This is a genomic window from Streptomyces sp. NA04227, assembly GCF_013364195.1.
Taxonomy (GTDB): Bacteria; Actinomycetota; Actinomycetes; order Streptomycetales; family Streptomycetaceae; genus Streptomyces.
This window is the reverse complement of record NZ_CP054918.1, coordinates 270,008-286,958: the sequence shown is the minus strand read 5'-3', so window position 1 is coordinate 286,958 and position 16,951 is coordinate 270,008. Positions and strand designations below refer to the sequence as shown.

Here is a 16,951-nt window from a genome sequence, read left to right as displayed (position 1 = left end):
CTCCGGCGGACGTGGTAGCGATCATGGGCGGGACGGCGCCGCGGGGGCAAGGCGTCGGTGCGGTGTGCGCCCGTCGTGCGCCCGCGACCACGGGTACAGATGAGCGCAGGGTGGCGGGGCGCGGACCCCGGGTGTGCCGTTGCGTCGCAGCGCCCCTGGCCATGGGTCCGGGCCGGGCCCGGGCGTGCGCGACCCGGCGCCGTCGGCGCGGCGCGGACACGTACCATGTCCGCATGTCCTTCCTCCGCCGCCGCAGCGCCGCCAATCCCGCCGGGCCGGACTTCGACGTGCTGGCCATGGACCCCGGGGACTGGCCCGGCAACCTCGGTGCGGGACTGCTGCCCGCGCCCGACGGCAGCTGTCAGGGCGTGTTCCTGCGCTACGACCTCTTCGGCGGCCGCGGCCCGGCGATGATCATCGGCAATCTGCCGTCCGGTTCGCCCGCCCGCGAGGTGGCCGAGGGGCAGGTGCCCTTCGAGGTGGCACAGCTGCTGCTCGCCCTGGAGCACGACGAGGACGTCACCGTCGTGGAACAGGAGGACGTCCCGGTGATGCAGGGCGACAACCTGCTCATCGTGCGCCGCCTCAAGCTCTCCGAGAGCCGGGTCTCCTGTGTGCAGTTCGACCGCAGCGACGACGTCCTGGTGACCATCGCCGCTTGGGACCGCCCGATCACGGACGACCTCTACGCCCTGCTCAAGCCGCTGCCCGCCGAGCTCTTCCAGCAGGGCTGACACCCTCGGGCTCCAGCGGATCTCCGTACGGCGCCGCGTTTCCCTCCGGCGGACTCGACCCCCGCCGCACACTCCCACGCCCGGACAGACGCCGGGCCCGGACCTGCCCCCACGCAGGTCCGGACCCGACGGGACGGTGCGCGCTACTTCCGCGAGGACTTCACGTCCACGTCGGCCGCGCGGACGAAGGCGATCCGGTGCCCGAACTGGATCTCGTAGTAGACGTCGTCGCCGCGGACCACCCGGTGCGGCTTGGTGTCGAAGGTCGGCGCGTAGAAGTACTCGCCGCGCAGCTTGTCGCCGACCGCGTAGCGCTGTCCCGCGAGCAGCTTGTACGGCAGCGGTGAGACCGTCTGTACCGGTACGCCCTGCGGATAGGCCTCCTTCTCCGGGTAGGCGCGCCCGTACACCGGGATGTCGGCCCGGCCCGCCTTGGGTGTGATCACGGTGCCCCCGGCGGCGTGTGCCGTGGGCTGTCCGGCCGGGTTCTCGAACCAGGCCTTCTGGCCGAGGTACCAGATCGCCGTCCAGTCGCCCCGCCGCTCGGCCACCGCGTACCGCTGCCCGGCCGAGACCCGCGAACCCAGGTCGTGCACCCCGGTCGTGGACTCCCCGCCGCCCGGGCGCAGACCGATGTCCTTGATCAGCGGCGCGTCCTCACGGGGCTCGGTGTGCAGCCGCACCGCGCTGGAGCCGTGCGGGTCGCAGGTCTCCGAGGGCTTGGTGCAGCCGGTGAACACCGGCTGGTGCGACTCGTAGTCCGGGGCGATGGTCACCACGCCGCCCGCCTTGCTGCCGGAGGTGGGCAGCGGGGCGCCGAGGAGTTCGAAGTAGTGCTGCCAGTTCCAGTACGGGCCCGGGTCGGTGTGCATGCCCGGGATCGACGAGGTGGTCGTGCCCGGCACGGTGTCGTGCCCGAGGATGTGCTGACGGTTCAGCGGGATGTCGTACTTGCGCGCGAGGTAGCCGACCAGACGTGCCGAGGTGCGGTACATCGCCTCCGTGTACCAGGCGTCCGGCGAGGCCAGGAAGCCCTCGTGTTCCAGGCCCACCGACTTGGCGTTGACGAACCAGTTGCCCGCGTGCCAGCCGACGTCCTTGGTCCGCACGTGCTGGGCGATGTGCCCGTCGGTGGAGCGCAGCGTGTAGTGCCAGGAGACGTACGTCGGGTCCTGCACCAGCTTCAGCGTCGTGTCCCAGGGGCCCTCGGTGTCGTGCACCACGATGTACTCGATGTTCTGGTCCTTGGGGCGGTCGGCGAGGTCGTGGTTGCCGTAGTCGCCCTCGCCGAACTCCTCGTAGGGGGCCGGGATCCACTCGCAGGAGACGGTGGCGGGGCACTCCGTGCCGGCGGCCTTCGCGCGCCGCAGCCCCATCCGCCCGGCCTCCTCGGCGGAGACCCGCAGGCCGGGGACCGGGTTCAGGCGCAGCCGCTGGCCGGTGTCGTTGGTGCGGCGCCGGCCGTCGCGGATCACGGCGAACACGTCGCCCGCGTAGGTGGCGGCGGTCGCGCTGTCCTCGGCGCCGGAGAAGCGGCCGATCGCCGCGTACCAGTCGGCGGGATCGGCGCTGAGCGTCTTGCCGAGCCGCTTCTGCTCGGCGGCGAGCAGCGCGGCGCCGCCCCGGATGTTCGCGGCCGGGTCGGTGCGCAGCTTCTCGGGGGCCAGGCCGGTCAGTTCGGCCGCCCTGGTCAAAGTGGTGAGCCGGGGCGGCAGCTTGCCGGGGGCGGTGGCGGGTTCGGCGGTCGGCTTCAGACGCCCCCGTGAGGCGTCGCCCCGCGGGTCCTCGTCGCCCTCGCTGTGGTGCGGCGCGTGCTCCAGCGCGGTCCTGGCGTCGGTCAGATGCATCGGCCCGTAGCCGCCGGTCACGCTCGCGGCACCGTTGTGGCTGTCCCAGCGCGACTGGAGATAGGAGACCCCGAGCAGCACGCTGCGGGGTACGTCGTAGTCGGCGGCCGCCGTGGCGAAGGCTTCCTGCAGGCGTCCGGAGGCGGGCGTCTCCTCGGCTCCGGACGGGGCGGAGGAGATCAGCGGAAGCAGCAGAGCGGCCGCGGCGACGGCGCCCGCCGCCGCACGGGTACGGCCTCTGGTCTCGGTGACGCGTTCTCTGGCGGATCCTCGCAAGGCAGCCTCCTGGGACGGTACGGCGCATGGGCGAGCGGGGCCGATCGTGCGTCAGTGGTACCCGCTGTCCGACGATCCGTCAATCATCCCCAGGACGAGGAATTGCGCATGTCAGAGCCGTCGCGTAGAGGTTTCGCACAGAAGCCGACGCCGCCTGCGCCGCGTCAGTGGACTGAACCAATTGCCGTGCTGCGCGGGAGAGTTGGAACTTGTGCGACAAGCCCCGCGAAACGGGGCCGGGCAGCGGGGTTCCACCTGTTCGGGGGCGACACGTTCGCCGCCCGGCCGCTGCCCGCGCGCGGGGTTCCGTACGACGACGACACGAAGGGCCTGCTGGGTTCCGGCGCCCAGCAGGCCCTTCGTGGGGTGTCGTCGGGACGGGCTCAGCGGGTTCCGACGGCGGCCCGTACCGCGTTGCGTGCCATGGTCGCGTCGTCGTGGAGGCGACGCAGCAGCAGGCGGTGCTCCTCGCCCGCGGCCCCGGCCGCTCCCGGTGCGCCCACCGCACGCTGCGCGGCCGACTCGTACAGCCGGATCTCCCGGGTCAGTACCAGCATCAGGTTCACCAGGAACGCGTCCCTGGCCGCGGGGCCCTGCAACTGCGCCTGTTGACTGATCCGGCGCCGGGCCAGCGGGGAGTCGCCGAGGACCGCCCACAGGGTGGCCAGGTCGTAGCCGGGCAGGTACCAGCCCGCACGCTCCCAGTCCACGAACACCGGGCCCGCGGGGGAGAGCAGCACGTTCGGCAGCAGGGCGTCGCCGTGGCAGAACTGGAAGCCGCCGCCGCGGCCGGAGGCCTGGGCGATGCCGTGCAACAGCTTCTGCAGATCGTCCAGATCACGGTCGGTCAGCAGGCCCAGCTCGTGGTCGCGGGACATGTGCTCCACGTAGTCCAGCGGCCGGCCGAAGCACTCCTCGGGCGGGGTCCACTGGTTCAGGCGGCACAGCGCGCCGAGCACCGTGTGCACGTCCGCCCGCGGCGGACCCTCCACGGGGTGGCGCTGGCCCGACACCATGCGTCCCGGCAGCCGCTCGATCACCAGCGTGCCGCTGTCCGGGTCCGCGGCGATGAGCCGGGGTACCCGCACGGGCGGCCGGTGCCGGACGAAAGAGCGGTAGGCAGTTATTTCGTGCCGCATCCGCTCCTTGGAACGCGGCGAGAGGTCGACAAGGACCTTGGCGACCGCGGTGGCACGGCCGGTCGCGCCGACGAGGAGTACCGAACGTCCGCTGCGCCGCAGCACCTGGACCGGGTTGAACTCGGGGCAGACACGCAGCACGGCGCTGAGCGCGGTGCGTACCTGCGCGCCCTGCGGACCCGAGAGATCCAGTCTCCCGCTGACCGCGGGCTGCGTACCACGAACTCCTAAACGGGTCCGTCCGCCGCCGAGAGGGGCGACGGCCGGGCGTACCGGGTCCTGGTAAGGAACACCGGCCTGCGGTCGGATACGCGCGGGCCGGGGCGGGGCGGACACGGAGGACGATGCTGTGTACATGGGAGAGACAGATCCCTTCGTGTGCCGGCAGGGGGGACGCCGCCCGCCCCGACGTCCGCGGGGCACCCTGGGGAGTACTCCCTCGGGTCACCGGGGCGGGGTGGCGCATACCTACCTGACACCCCATGCCCACTGGCACACCATCTGGCGGACCCTGGCGAACCCTGGCGAATAGTCGCCGAGCAACTGACACGGGGCTACTGTCAACTCAGCCGAGAACCTGGGGGCTTGACGTGAGCGGTGCACCCAACACCCGCCTTTTCGACCTGTTCGGCCTGGCCGGCTGGTCGAAGGGAGAGCTTGCGAGACTCGTGAACCGGCAGGCGGCGGCCATGGGCCATCCGCAACTGGCGACCGACACCTCGCGGGTGAGGCGATGGATCGACATGGGAGAGATCCCGCGCGATCCGGTGCCGAGGGTGCTGGCGGCGCTGTTCACCGAGCGGCTCGGCCGTGTCGTGACCATCGAGGATCTCGGACTGGTCCGCCACGGGCGCGTCGGGAAACGGCCCGGAGACGGGAGTGGGTCGCACCCCGACGGAGTGCCTTGGGCGCCCGAGCGAACCGCCGCGGTCCTCACCGAATTCACGGGAATGGACCTCATGCTCAACCGACGCGGCTTGGTGGGCGCGGGTGCCGCGCTCGCCGCGGGATCCGCACTCAGCAGCGCCATGCACGACTGGCTGCGCGCCGATCCGGCCCTCACGGCCACCCCCACAACCAACAACCCCCTGCACGCAGAGCCCGCCGGGTTCGACCGATACGACGCCGCCCCCATCGGTTCCCAGGAGATCGAGGAACTCGAGCGCTCCGTCGACGTGTTCCGGGCCTGGGACGCCGCCCGCGGCGGCGGCCTCCAGCGCAAGGCGGTGGTCGGCCAGCTCAACGAGGTGGGCGGCATGCTCACTTACCGCCACCCCGACCATTTGCAACGGCGCCTGTGGGGCGTCGCCGCCAATCTGGCCGTACTGGCCGGATGGATGTCGCACGACGTGGGTCTGGAGCCCACCGCGCAGAAGTACTTCGTGATCGCGGCGCACGCGGCCCGCGAGGGCGGCGACCGGCCGCGGGCCGGGGAGGCGCTGTCCCGGGCGGCCCGGCAGATGGTTCATCTCGGTCGGCCCGACGACGCGCTCGACCTGATGAAGCTCGCCAAGTCCGGCTCCGGCGACCAGACCCTGCCGCGCACCAGGGCCATGCTCTACACCATCGAGGCGTGGGCACAGGCCTCGATGGGGCACGGGCAGGCCATGCGGCGCACGCTCGGCGAGGCGGAGGACCTCTTCGTCTCCGACAAGGGCGATGTGCCGCCGCCCAGTTGGATGCAGATGTTCGACGACGCCGACATGCACGGCATGCAGGCGCTGGCGTACCGCACGCTCGCCGAGCACGATCCGGCGGCGGCCGCCATCGCTCAGCAGCACGCGAAGCGGGCGATCGAACTGCGGGTCCAGGGGCGTCAGCGCTCGCAGATCTTCGACTATCTCTCGCTGGCCTCCGCCTGCTTCATCGGCGACGACCCGGAACAGGCGGACCGCTACGCACGGCTGGCCCTGGTGTCCATGGGTGCGAACTCCTCGCACCGCACCTGGGACCGGCTGCGCGAGATGTACCGCCTGACCGCCCAGTACTCCGGCTCCCCGCGCATCGAAGAGCTGCGTACGGAGATCAAGCTGGCCCTGCCGAGGACGAGCGGGAAGGGCAAGACGCGGCAGGTCTGAGCAGGTCTGAGCAGGTCTGACCCCGTCGGTCACCGACCGCCGTCCCGCGACGGCTCGTGGTGACGTGTGTCCGGCGACGCCTTGTGGCGACGGCGGTTGTCCGGTCAGCGGGGCAGCCGTGCCACCAGTACGCAGGCGTCGTCCTCGCGGTCGGCCTCGCCGAACTCCTCGACGATGGTCCGCACACAGTCCTGCGCGGAGCGTGCCGTGCCCAGGCGCGGTGCGAGTTCGAGCAGTCGCTGCTGCGCGGCGGCTCCCGCACGTCGCGGGACCAGGCCGTCGGTGTGCAGCAGGAGTACGTCGCCGGGCCTGAGCCGCTCCGTGCGCTGTTCGTACACGGCGCCGGAGGTGGCTCCGAGCAGTACGCCCTCGGGCGGCTCGAGCGCGCACCCCGTCCCGTCGCGGAACAGCAGCGGGGCGGGGTGTCCCGCTTGTGCCCAGTCGACGCTCGCCGTGGCGGCGTCGTAGCGGCAGCACACCGCGCTGCCCAGGGAGGGCTGCACCGAGGCGTCCATCAACTGGTTGAGCCAGCCGAGGAGTTGACCCGGCTCGGTGCCCGTCACCGCCATGCCGCGCAGCGCGCCGAGCAGCATCGCCATGCCCGAGGTCACGGTCACGCCGTGGCCGGTGAGGTCGCCGACGCTCAGCAGGATGCGGCCGTCGGGCAGGAGCATCGCGTCGTACCAGTCCCCGCCGATGAGCGAGGTGGTGGCGGAGGGCAGATAGCGGCCCGCGAGATCGAGGGAGCCGGGGCCCTGCGCGGAGCCCAGGGAGCCGCGCCAGGGCGGCAGTACGGACTCCTGGAGTTCCACCGCGAGCCGGTGTTCGGTCTGTGCGAGGTGCAGGCGTCGTTCGAGGAAGCCTCGGCTGTCGTTCAACGCGCGTTGCGAGCGCCGGAGTTCACTGACATCGCGTAGGACGGCCCACATGGAGACCGTTCCGCCGTCCCGGTCGAGTACGGGCTCGGCCATCATGTGCACGATGCGGCTGTCACCGGGGCCGAGGACGCGGAACTCGCCGTCGATCGGCTTGGCGTCGACCAGGCAGTCGGTGAGCATCGAGGTCAGTAAGGGCCGGTCGTCCTCGTGCACCAGCTCGGGTAGCTCGTCGAGGGTCAGCGGGGCGGCGCCGGGCGGCCGTCCGAGGATCTCGTACAGCTCGCCGGACCAACTCACCTCGCCGGTCAGCAGGTTCCACTCGGCGCTGCCGACCCTGCCGAAGGTGGAGCCGGGCGCGGGGGAGTTCACCACGCGGCGCTGCCGGGGCACCTGTTCGGAGCGGGGCGCGGGAGCCGGGCCGTCCCGGAGCTGGCCCAGGTGCTCGTCGAGGTCGTTGAGCTGATGCACGGCCAGGTCGAACAGGGCGCGCTGCCACCGTCCGCGCGGATCACCGTCCCTGGGCGTCCGTCGGCGCACCGCGACGACCTCGCCGCGCAGCTTGCGGGTCTGACTGATCAGGGAGTCGACCACGCCGCTGCCGGGCGGCTTGCCGCCCGGGGGATCCGCTGAGACATGGGAGGGCAATGTGAACTCCGATGCGGGCACGGTTCGGCTGGGGGACGGGGGTGGCGCGGCGGAAGGGCCGGTTACGACTCTCGCACAGGCGGCGACGGCGCGTAAGGGATTTGGCAACACCCGTATCGGTGGTGCTGAGGGCATATGACTGGTTCCGGCCGCGACGGGTCCGAAGAGCGGCGCGACGTGCCGGTTCTCCGGTTCAACGCGCGGCCCGGGGGCGCGGGTTCACGGAGCTTACGGCGTTCTTGGCCCCGCTCCCACACCCGCACCTCAGGCCCCGTCCGCCGGTTCCTGCTCGCGCTGCTTGCGGCGGCGCCGCGCGGCACGCAGATGGGCCGCGTTCCCACAGCCCTTGGCCGAGTGCCAGACCGCGCTGTTGTTGCGCGACTGGTCCCAGAAGGCGGTGGCGCAGGGGACGTTGCGGCAGATCTTGAGCCGTGGCCAGGTGCCCGCGGTCTGCGCGAGCAGCGCCTCGCCGAGCACCGCCGAGGCGATCCAGCGCCAGCCCTCGCCCTCGGGTTCGAGCCGCAGCCCGGCCTCGCCGTCCAGACTCACGGCCAGCGGTACGGAGGTGAACACGACGGCGGGCAGTCCGTTCGCCTCGTCCTCCTCCTCGCCCCGCTGTCCGCGCTCGGTGAGCGCCCGGCGGATCTGGCCGCGCACCCGGCGCAGGGCGGGCAGGTCCGCCTCGCGCAGGCGGACGTGCACGGGGGAGCGGCCGGTGGTCCCGGTCCAGCCGAGTACGGCACCGTCCGCCCAGCGTTGGGCGGACTCCGGTTCCCCGAGCAGATCCGTGCTCGACGGCATGCCCGCGGGGGCGGTGTTGAGCAGGTCCTGCACCAGGCCGAGGCCGCCCGGGGCGGGGCTCAGTCGGTAACGATCCGTCGCGGGCCAGCTCATACGCGTACGATACCTGCGCAGCATGACACCGGCAAAGGTCTTACGCTACTGTCGCCGCCAGGCAAGAGGGTCCCGTGGGGAGGGGCTGTGTGGTGCCGTCGGCCAGAGGTGCGGCCCACGTGGCACGGTCCTGCGGTCCATCGCGTACCGATAGGTCGACAAGGAGTCAGTCATGCAGATTGAAGGATCCGTTGCCCTGGTTACGGGGGCCAACCGTGGGTTCGGCGAGCAGGTCGCCAAGGCACTCCTCGAGCGGGGCGCGAGCAAGGTCTATGCGGCGGCGCGCAAGCCCGGGACCATCCGGCTCGAAGGCGTGGTGCCGATTCAGCTCGACATTACCGACCCGGCTGCGGTGCAGTCGGCCGCTGAACAGGCGCCCGATGTGAACCTGCTGATCAACAACGCGGGTGACACACACAAGGCGGGTCTCGCCGAGGGTGAGCTCGCCGCCTTCCGTACCTCGATGGACACGCACGTCTTCGGCACGCTGGACGTCAGCCGCACCTTCGCGCCCGTCCTCGCCCGCAACGGCGGCGGCGCCATGCTCAACGTCCTGTCGATCCTGTCCTGGTACGTGTTCCCGGGCTTCGCCGGGTACTGCGCCGCCAAGGCTGCCGCCTGGTCGCTGACCAACTCGCTGCGTCTGCACCTGGCCGACCAGAAGACGCTGGTGACGGCGCTGCACGTGGCCTACATGGACACGGACATGACCAAGGGCATGGAGGTCCCGAAGTCGGACCCGGCCGAGGTCGCCAAGCTCGCCCTGGACGGCATCGAGGCCGGACAGTTCGAGATCTTCGCCGACGACCTGACCAAGCAGGTCAAGGCCGGTCTCTCGGCCGACCCGAGCGTCATCTACCCGCAGCTCGCCAAGGCCAAGGAGGCCTGAGCGACGCGTCGGGACCCGGTCCGGCGGCTCGGGTCCCGACGGTCTGGCGCGGCGGGGTCCAACGGCCTCGCGGGGCGGGTCCCGACGGTCAGCTCTCTTCGGGCCGGGGCTCCGCCGGTGGGTCCTCCGGCGTACGCGAGGGGACGCGTCCCGCGGCGGATTGGCCCGCGGCGGATTCCAGGGCGTCCGCGGCGGCGGCCATCCCGGCGTCGTAGGCGGACGGCCGGGGCTCGGCCGTGATGCTCTCCGCCACGGCGTCGTCCACGGCGCCGACTGTTTCCATGGTCTCGCCGGTTTCCGCGGCCTCGGCAGCTCCCGGAGTGCCGACCGTCGTGGCGGCGCCGTCCGCGGTCGCGCCCGCCGGGCGGTCGGCGGGACGATCGACCGGGGCCGGGGCCGGGTTCTGCTGGGCGCGTTCGAGGAAGCGCAGCAGTTCGACGGGGAACGGCAGTACCAGGGTCGAGTTCTTCTCCGCGGCGACGGCGACCACGGTCTGCAGCAGCCGCAGCTGGAGTGCGGCGGGCTGGCGGGACATCTCCCCGGCCGCGTCGGCCAGCTTCTTGGACGCCTGCAGCTCGGCGTCCGCGTTGATGACCCGGGCCCGGCGTTCCCGGTCGGCCTCGGCCTGGCGGGCCATCGAGCGCTTCATGGTGTCCGGCAGCGAGACGTCCTTGATCTCGACCCGGTCGATCTGGACACCCCAGCCGACTGCCGGGCTGTCGATCATGAGCTCGAGTCCCTGGTTCAGCTTCTCGCGGTCCGAGAGGAGGTCGTCCAGGTCGCTCTTGCCGATGATGGAGCGCAGCGAGGTCTGTGCCATCTGGGAGACGGCGAAGCGGTAGTCCTCGACCTGCACCACGGCGTTGGCGGCGTCGACCACCTTGAAGTAGACGACGGCGTCCACGCGGACCGTGACGTTGTCCCGGGTGATGCCCTCCTGCGCGGGCACCGGCATCGTCACGATCTGCATGTTCACCTTGCGCAGCCGGTCGATCCCGGGGACCACCATCGTGAAGCCCGGCATCCGCGGTGCGCCGTTGAGCCGCCCGAGCCGGAAGACCACCCCGCGCTCGTACTGCTTCACGACCCGCGCCGCGGCGGCCGTGTAGACCCCGGCGGCCGCCACCAGGCCCGCACCCGCTGCCAGCAGTTCTTCGAGCATGAGAGCCCCCTGACGCCGCAAACGCCCGTGTTGCCATGGTATGCCCGTACCTCCGCTTGAGAAGGGGGTGCGCGCGCCCGGTTCCGGGCACGCGTGGGAAGGGCGGAACGGGGTGAAGTACGGCCGCCATGGGCTGTTGCGGATCGGCCGGTCGGGGGGACCATGGAAGTGGCACGCAGGTGGTGCCCACGACGAGCGTGGAACCCCACGGTGTCCGACGCCGGGCGCCGCTTCGCCAGCCGCCCCGAGGAGGTCTGCGTGGACAGGGACAACGCCCGAGGGGACGACGTCTATCAGCCGGACGGCTCCGAGGTCCAGGACGACGAGGGCCCGCTGGAGGCGGACGACACCCTGCTCATCGACGAGGTCCACGACCCGCTCGACGAGGGCTACTCGCCGCCCGAGCGTCCGCTCGGCGTGGAGAGCAGCGGCGTGACCGTCTCCGAGCAGATGCGCGGCGAGACCCTGGACGAGCGGCTCGCCGAGGAGATTCCGGACGTGCCCGTGCCCGACGGCAGGGCCTTCAACGACCCGGACGAGTACTTCGTGGGCGACGGCCAGGTCGGGATGGTGCGCGCGGGCAGGCTGGTCGCACCCGACGAGGGTGCCCACCAGAACGTCGAGGGCGACACCTTCGCCTCGGACGTGGGCATCGACGGCGCCGCGGCCTCGGCCGAAGAGGCGGCGATGCACGTGGTCGACGACAGCGAGGACTACGCGACCTTCGAGTAGCCGGTCGTCCCCCGGCAAGATCCAAACGAGGGGCCCTGGGCCCCGCCTCCCGGGCGCCACGTGGCAGCCAGCGCTTTGAGGGCGCGATGCCGTGCCCGTTCGGTTGAGGCGGCCCCGCCTGTCTGCCTTGCCGACACGACGGGCCCGGACCTCGGCCCCTGAACCTGGATCTTTCCAACTTCCCACATCGGCAGGTGAGTTCACCGCGCCACGCGTGCCCCTCGGCCTCTGAGGCCTGCTGAGCCCTGCCCTGCCCCGCAGTGCACACCTGCAGTGCACACCCACAGCACCCACCCGCACCTCACGCTCCATCGGCACATGAGCCCGCCGCTCAGCCGCCCACCCCCCTGCTCACTCCATTGCACGGCGCGCCGGGCTGAATGTCCTATTTATCTATTTATGTGATTTATGGTCTGGCTTGTCAGTGGGCTACGCACAACGTGCCGTCCGACGGCACGGGTTGGGATGCCAGTGAGCGAGATCAGCCGTAGAGACGCAGTGGGAATGGGCTTGGGGCTGGGTGCCGCGGCCGTCGGTCTGGCCGGGTGCGGCACGCTCTCGGGCGGGGGCAGCGGGCCCGGCGGTTCCGGGCGGAGCGCCGCTCCGGGCGCGGACGCCGCCCGCAGGAGCGCGCCGAGGCTCATCGGTGACGGTTCGACGGCCTTCACGGGTCGGCAGCCGAACCAGCCCGTGGAGCCGGTCAGACTCGAACCGGGCGAAACGCCACCGCAGTTCGTCGTCTTCTCCTGGGACGGGGCGGGCGAGGTCGGCAACGGTCTGTTCCCCCGCTTCCTCAAGCTCGCCGAGGACCACGACGCGCACATGACCTTCTTCCTCTCCGGCGTGTATCTGCTGCCGGAGTCGAAGCGGCGTCTGTACAACCCGCCGAACAACCTCATCGGCGCCTCCGACATCGGCTATCTCTCCGACGAGCACATCAGGGACACGCTGCGCTACGTACGCCGGGCCTGGCTGAACGGGCACGAGATCGGTACCCACTTCAACGGGCACTTCTGCGGCGGCAGTGGATCGGTGGCGAACTGGACCTCGGCCCAGTGGCGCTCCGAGATCGAGCAGGCGCGCGGTTTCATCAAGACCTGGCGTACCAACACCGGCTGGGCCGACGACGACCCGCTGCCCTTCGACTACGACAAGGAACTCGTCGGCGGCCGTACGCCCTGCCTGCTCGGCCAGGACAACCTGCTGCCCACGGCCCGCGAACTCGGCTGGCGCTACGACTCGTCCTCGCCCGGCGGCGTCCAGCGCTGGCCCGAGAAGAAGATGGGCCTGTGGGACCTGCCCCTGCAGGGCATTCCCTTCCCGGGCCACAGCTTCGAGGTCCTGTCGATGGACTACAACATCCTGGCCAACCAGTCCCTCAACTCCACCCGGGCTCCTGCCTCCAACTACCCGGCCTGGCGCAGGCAGGCGACCGAGTCCTACCTCTCCGGTTTCAGCAGGGCGTACGAGACCAACCGTGCGCCGCTGTTCATCGGCAACCACTTCGAGGAGTGGAACGGCGGCATCTACATGGACGCCGTCGAGGAGGCCCTGAAGCAGATCGCCGACAAGGAGGACGTACGCCTCGTGTCCTTCAGGCAGTTGGTGGACTGGCTGGACGTCCAGGACCCGGCGGTGCTCCAGAAGCTGCGCACCCTGGAGATCGGTGAACAGCCCACCGGCGGCTGGAAGAACTTCCTGGCCACCGCCGCCTGAGCGGGGCGGTCCGGGCGCCCGGCTCCGCGCCGGGCGCCCCGGCGCCTCAGGCCGCGATCTTGCGCAGGGCTTCCAGCGCGCGGTCCGCGTGCACGCTCATACGCAGTTCACTGCGGACGATCTCGACGACCTTGCGGTCCGTGCCGATCACGAAGGTGGCCCGCTTGGTCGGCATCATCGCGAACCCGCGCTTGACCTCGAAGTGCTCCCGGACGCTGCCCTCGGGATCGGAGAGCAGCGGGTAGCCCAGCGAGTGCTTGTCCGCGAACTCCTGCTGCTTGGCGACCTCGTCGGCGCTTATGCCCACCGGACGCCCGCCCGCCGCGCTGAACTCGGCCGCCAGGTCGCGGAAATGGCAGGCTTCGGCGGTGCAGCCGGGCGTCATGGCGGCCGGATAGAAGAACAGCACCACCGGTCCGTCCGCGAGCAGGCCGGACAGGGTGCGGGAGGTGCCGGTCTCGTCGGGCAGTTCGAAATCGGGGACGACGTCGCCGATCTTCATCGGTCTCTCCTGGGCTGGTGGGCAAGGGAGTTGCTGCCGCCGCCGGAGCCCGGCAGCGCTGCAGGTTATCGGACGGGGGTGGCCTTCCGGCCGACGCTGCGGGCCCACAGCACCAACGGTGCCTGCAGCGGCAGCCGGGCGAGCGCGAGGTTGCGCAGCGGTGCGGGCTTGTGCCGCCAGTCCACGGCCATCTGGATGTTCGCCGGGAACACCCCGACGAAGAACGCCGCGGTGGCCTGGGCGGCGACCCGGCGCGTACGGGGACAGGCGATCCCGGCCGCCAGCGCGAGCTCCGCGACTCCGCCCGCCTGTGTCCAGGCGCGCGGCGAACCGGGCAGTACCCGCGGCACGATGGCGTCGAACAGCTTCGGCACCACGAAGTGGGACACCCCGGCTCCGGCGAGGAACCCGGCCAGCGCGGTGGCCGAGTCCACGTTCCTGATCTTCCCGATCGTGCTGAGCTTGCTGGACTTCTGCGGCATGACAGCTCCCCGGATGACTTTCGGCGGAGCTTACTAAACAGTAAGTATGTTGACTCCGGTGGTCGGACAAGAGGGACGAGGATCACGGACGGCCCGCCCGACGGGTGCCCGGTTCGCGCAGGCCGGGGGCGATGGGTCAAGCTCCCTGTCGAGCGCGCCGCGACCGCGGCCGCGCTCCGGGCGGCATCAGTACGACGCAGGAAGGCGGCACCCGACCCATGGCCTCTCAGCCGGTGACCCTCGACGCTCTCGACCGCAAGATCCTCTCCGCCCTGATGGCCAACGCCCGCCGCAGTTTCGTGGAGATCGGCCAGGAGATCGGACTGTCACCGGCGGCGGTCAAACGCCGGGTGGACCGGATGCGCGAGAGCGAGATCATCACCGGGTTCACCACGGTCGTACGGCCGAGCGCGCTCGGCTGGCGGACCGAGGCCTATGTCGAGGTGTTCTGCGAGGGCGCGGCGCCGCCCCGCAGGCTGGCCGAGGTGGCGCGGACCTACCCGGAGGTGGTCGCCGCGATGACCGTCACCGGGGGAGCGGACGCCCTGCTGCACATCAGGGCCGCCGACATCGAACACTTCGAGGAAGTCCTCGAACGCATCCGGGCCGAGAACTTCGTCCGCCGGACCAACAGTGTCATCGTCCTGACCCATCTGCTGCCCGGCTCCCCGGACGCCGGAGCCACGGCCCCCGCCGGGTCGGCGGTGACCGCTCAGGAGGCCAATCCTCCGGCGGCACCGCAGGATTGAACCCGGGACGAAAAGATCGGCTGCGAGCCGGGCTCGACACGCAAAATTCCTGCGCCAACACGCAATCGACAGCCGTTGTCGCAGATCACCTGCCTTTCTACGGTTGAGGCATCCCCTCAGTGCTTACGGCGAAAGGACCACCCCCTGTGCCGTCCGTGCCCGCTGCGCGAGCGCGCAGATACCTGATGTGCGAACCGCGGTACTTCGACGTCCGCTACACCATCAACCCCTGGATGTCCGGGGACGTGCCGGTGGACCCCGCGCGCGCCCTCGCCCAGTGGCAGGGCCTCGTGGAGACCTACCGCTCCCTGGGGCACACCGTCGAGACCATCGAGCCCCTGCCCGGCCTCCCGGACATGGTCTTCGCGGCCAACGGCGCCGTGGTCGTCGACGGCCGGGTACTCGGCTCGCGCTTCCACGCGGTGGAGCGACGGCCGGAGACACCCGCGTTCGAGGCCTGGTTCAAGGCGGCCGGATTCGACGTGCGCGAGCCCGAGTTCGTCTGCGAGGGCGAGGGCGACCTGGTCCCGGCGGGCCGGGTGCTCCTCGCGGGAACCGGTTTCCGTACCGTGCCCGCCGCGCACCAGGAGGCGCAGGAGTACCTCGGCATCCCCGTGGTGAGCCTGCACCTGACGGACCCGTACTTCTACCACCTCGACACCGCGCTGTTCGTGCTCGACGACGGCCGGGAGACGAACGAGGCGAACGTCGCCTACTACCCCGAGGCATTCTCGCCGGGCAGCCGGGAGGCGCTGGAGCGGCTGTACCCGGAGGCCGTGATCGCCACCCGCGAGGACGCCCTCGCCTTTGGCCTCAACTCGGTCTCGGACGGCAAGAACGTCGTCGTGCCGCACGGCGCCACGGACCTGACCGCGCGCCTGACCGAGCGCGGCTACCAGCCCGTCCCGGTCGATGTGTCCGAATTCCACAAGGCCGGCGGCAGCGTCAAGTGCTGCACCCAGGAGGTACGTACCGTATGACCACTCACCCCGAGCGCTCCTCCGCCGAACTGATCGAGGTCGAGGACGCGAAGCTCGCACACAACTACCATCCGCTGCCCGTCGTCGTCGCCGAGGCGGAGGGCGCCTGGGTACGGGACGTGGAGGGGCGCCGTTACCTGGACATGCTCGCCGGGTACTCGGCCCTGAACTTCGGGCACCGCAACCCGGTGCTCATCGAGGCCGCGCACCGCCAGCTCGACCGGCTCACGCTCACCTCGCGCGCCTTCCACAACGACCGGCTCGCCGGATTCGCCGAGCAGCTGGCCGACCTGACCGGCCTGGACATGACGCTGCCGATGAACACCGGTGCGGAGGCCGTGGAGAGCGGCATCAAGCTGGCGCGCAAGTGGGCGTACGAGGTCAAGGGCGTCGCCCAGGACCAGGCGAACATCGTGGTGGCCGAGGGGAACTTCCACGGCCGGACCACCACCATCGTCAGCTTCTCCGACGACCCGGTGGCCCGTACCAACTTCGGCCCCTTCACCCCCGGCTTCCGCAGCGTCCCCTACGACGACCTGGCCGCCATGGAGGCGGCCATCGACGAGAACACCGCGGCCGTTCTCATCGAGCCCATCCAGGGCGAGGCCGGAGTGCTCATCCCGAGCGACGGCTATCTCGCGGGCGTACGCGAACTCACCCGCCGCCACAACGTGCTGTTCATCGCCGACGAGATCCAGTCCGGCCTCGGCCGCACCGGCACCACGCTGGCCGTCGAGCACGAGGGTGTCCAGCCCGACCTGCTGCTGCTCGGCAAGGCGCTCGGCGGCGGCATCGTGCCGGTGTCCGCGGTGGTCGGCCGCCGTGAGGTCGTCCGGGTACTCGGACCGGGCCAGCACGGCTCCACCTTCGGCGGCAACCCGCTGGCCGCCGCGGTCGGTTCGGCGGTCGTCGGACTGCTCGAGACGGGCGAGTTCCAGCAGCGCGCGAAGGACCTGGGAGCGGTCCTCACGGAGCGGCTCGGCGCGCTGGTCGGCCGCGGCGTCCTCGGCTACCGCTCGCGCGGCCTGTGGGCGGGCGTCGACATCGACCCCGAGATCGGCACCGGCCGCGAGGTCAGCAAGCTGCTCATGGCCGAGGGCGTCCTGGTCAAGGACACCCACGGCTCGACGATCCGGCTCGCACCTCCGCTGTCCATCAGCGAGGAGGACCTGCGCACGGCGATCGACTCACTGGAGCGCGTGCTGAGCCGCTGACATCCGAGCGCCCGACATCCGGGCGCGCAGGCCC

General features: G+C 71.2%; 15 protein-coding genes. 8 read left to right on the top strand and 7 right to left on the bottom strand.

The annotated features are described in order from the left end of the window. The first annotated feature begins 233 nt into the window (after positions 1-233). On the top strand, positions 234-734 hold the full coding sequence (locus HUT18_RS00950; protein WP_176096895.1) for a hypothetical protein: 501 nt from the start codon (positions 234-236) through the stop codon (positions 732-734). A 143-nt stretch (positions 735-877) separates the two neighbouring features. Here HUT18_RS00950 and HUT18_RS00945 read toward each other — a convergent pair whose 3' ends face one another. Next, positions 878-2,857 carry an N-acetylmuramoyl-L-alanine amidase gene (locus HUT18_RS00945; protein WP_176096893.1) on the bottom strand — a complete coding sequence of 660 codons (1,980 nt, stop codon included), beginning with the start codon at positions 2,855-2,857 and terminating at the stop codon, positions 878-880. A gap of 383 nt (positions 2,858-3,240) precedes the next feature. Next, complete coding sequence (locus HUT18_RS00940; protein WP_176096891.1) at positions 3,241-4,353, bottom strand: aminoglycoside phosphotransferase family protein; 1,113 nt, start codon at positions 4,351-4,353, stop codon at positions 3,241-3,243. A gap of 233 nt (positions 4,354-4,586) precedes the next feature. On the opposite strand from HUT18_RS00940, the gene HUT18_RS00935 reads away from it, so the two are divergent. Continuing rightward, a complete protein-coding gene (locus HUT18_RS00935; RefSeq protein ID WP_176096889.1) occupies positions 4,587-6,074 on the top strand; it encodes a hypothetical protein in 1,488 nt (495 codons plus the stop codon). 104 nt (positions 6,075-6,178) lie between these two features. On the opposite strand, the gene HUT18_RS00930 is transcribed toward HUT18_RS00935, so the two are convergent. Together HUT18_RS00930 and HUT18_RS00925 are read right to left on the bottom strand one after the other, a co-directional pair. Then, complete coding sequence (locus tag HUT18_RS00930) at positions 6,179-7,597, bottom strand: PP2C family protein-serine/threonine phosphatase (RefSeq protein ID WP_176096888.1); 1,419 nt, start codon at positions 7,595-7,597, stop codon at positions 6,179-6,181. Between the two features lie 264 nt (positions 7,598-7,861). Beyond that, positions 7,862-8,491 carry a CGNR zinc finger domain-containing protein gene (locus tag HUT18_RS00925; protein WP_176096886.1) on the bottom strand — a complete coding sequence of 210 codons (630 nt, stop codon included), beginning with the start codon at positions 8,489-8,491 and terminating at the stop codon, positions 7,862-7,864. Positions 8,492-8,663: 172 nt separating this feature from the next. Here HUT18_RS00925 and HUT18_RS00920 point away from each other — a divergent pair, with 172 nt between their 5' ends. Then, on the top strand, positions 8,664-9,380 hold the full coding sequence (locus tag HUT18_RS00920; protein WP_176096884.1) for an SDR family oxidoreductase: 717 nt from the start codon (positions 8,664-8,666) through the stop codon (positions 9,378-9,380). An 88-nt stretch (positions 9,381-9,468) separates the two neighbouring features. Here the strand turns inward: HUT18_RS00920 and HUT18_RS00915 are convergent, their stop codons facing one another. Next, positions 9,469-10,542, bottom strand: a complete 1,074-nt coding sequence (locus tag HUT18_RS00915; RefSeq protein ID WP_176096883.1) for a slipin family protein — start codon at positions 10,540-10,542, stop codon at positions 9,469-9,471. 258 nt (positions 10,543-10,800) lie between these two features. Here HUT18_RS00915 and HUT18_RS00910 point away from each other — a divergent pair, with 258 nt between their 5' ends. Both HUT18_RS00910 and HUT18_RS00905 read left to right on the top strand, forming a co-directional pair. After that, the gene (locus tag HUT18_RS00910; protein WP_176104215.1) at positions 10,801-11,274 is read left to right on the top strand and encodes a DUF5709 domain-containing protein; all 474 of its coding nucleotides are present in this window, start codon (positions 10,801-10,803) and stop codon (positions 11,272-11,274) included. 471 nt (positions 11,275-11,745) lie between these two features. Further along, on the top strand, positions 11,746-12,990 hold the full coding sequence (locus tag HUT18_RS00905) for a hypothetical protein (protein ID WP_176096881.1): 1,245 nt from the start codon (positions 11,746-11,748) through the stop codon (positions 12,988-12,990). A gap of 46 nt (positions 12,991-13,036) precedes the next feature. On the opposite strand, the gene HUT18_RS00900 is transcribed toward HUT18_RS00905, so the two are convergent. Together HUT18_RS00900 and HUT18_RS00895 are read right to left on the bottom strand one after the other, a co-directional pair. Then, entirely contained in the window at positions 13,037-13,492 is a 456-nt protein-coding gene (locus HUT18_RS00900) for a peroxiredoxin (RefSeq protein WP_176096880.1), read from the bottom strand. A 65-nt stretch (positions 13,493-13,557) separates the two neighbouring features. Beyond that, complete coding sequence (locus tag HUT18_RS00895; RefSeq protein ID WP_254878369.1) at positions 13,558-13,974, bottom strand: hypothetical protein; 417 nt, start codon at positions 13,972-13,974, stop codon at positions 13,558-13,560. Positions 13,975-14,192: 218 nt separating this feature from the next. Here HUT18_RS00895 and HUT18_RS00890 point away from each other — a divergent pair, with 218 nt between their 5' ends. The 3 genes from HUT18_RS00890 to rocD all read left to right on the top strand — a co-directional run bounded on the left by HUT18_RS00890 (position 14,193) and on the right by rocD (position 16,917). Then, a complete protein-coding gene (locus HUT18_RS00890; RefSeq protein ID WP_176096878.1) occupies positions 14,193-14,723 on the top strand; it encodes an Lrp/AsnC family transcriptional regulator in 531 nt (176 codons plus the stop codon). Between the two features lie 185 nt (positions 14,724-14,908). Then, positions 14,909-15,703: a dimethylargininase gene (gene ddaH, locus HUT18_RS00885; RefSeq protein ID WP_176104213.1), complete on the top strand. Its 795-nt coding sequence runs from the start codon at positions 14,909-14,911 to the stop codon at positions 15,701-15,703. Further along, positions 15,700-16,917, top strand: a complete 1,218-nt coding sequence (rocD, locus tag HUT18_RS00880; RefSeq protein ID WP_176096876.1) for an ornithine--oxo-acid transaminase — start codon at positions 15,700-15,702, stop codon at positions 16,915-16,917. Before ddaH ends, rocD begins: the two co-directional genes overlap by 4 nt. Positions 16,918-16,951: the final 34 nt, after the last annotated feature.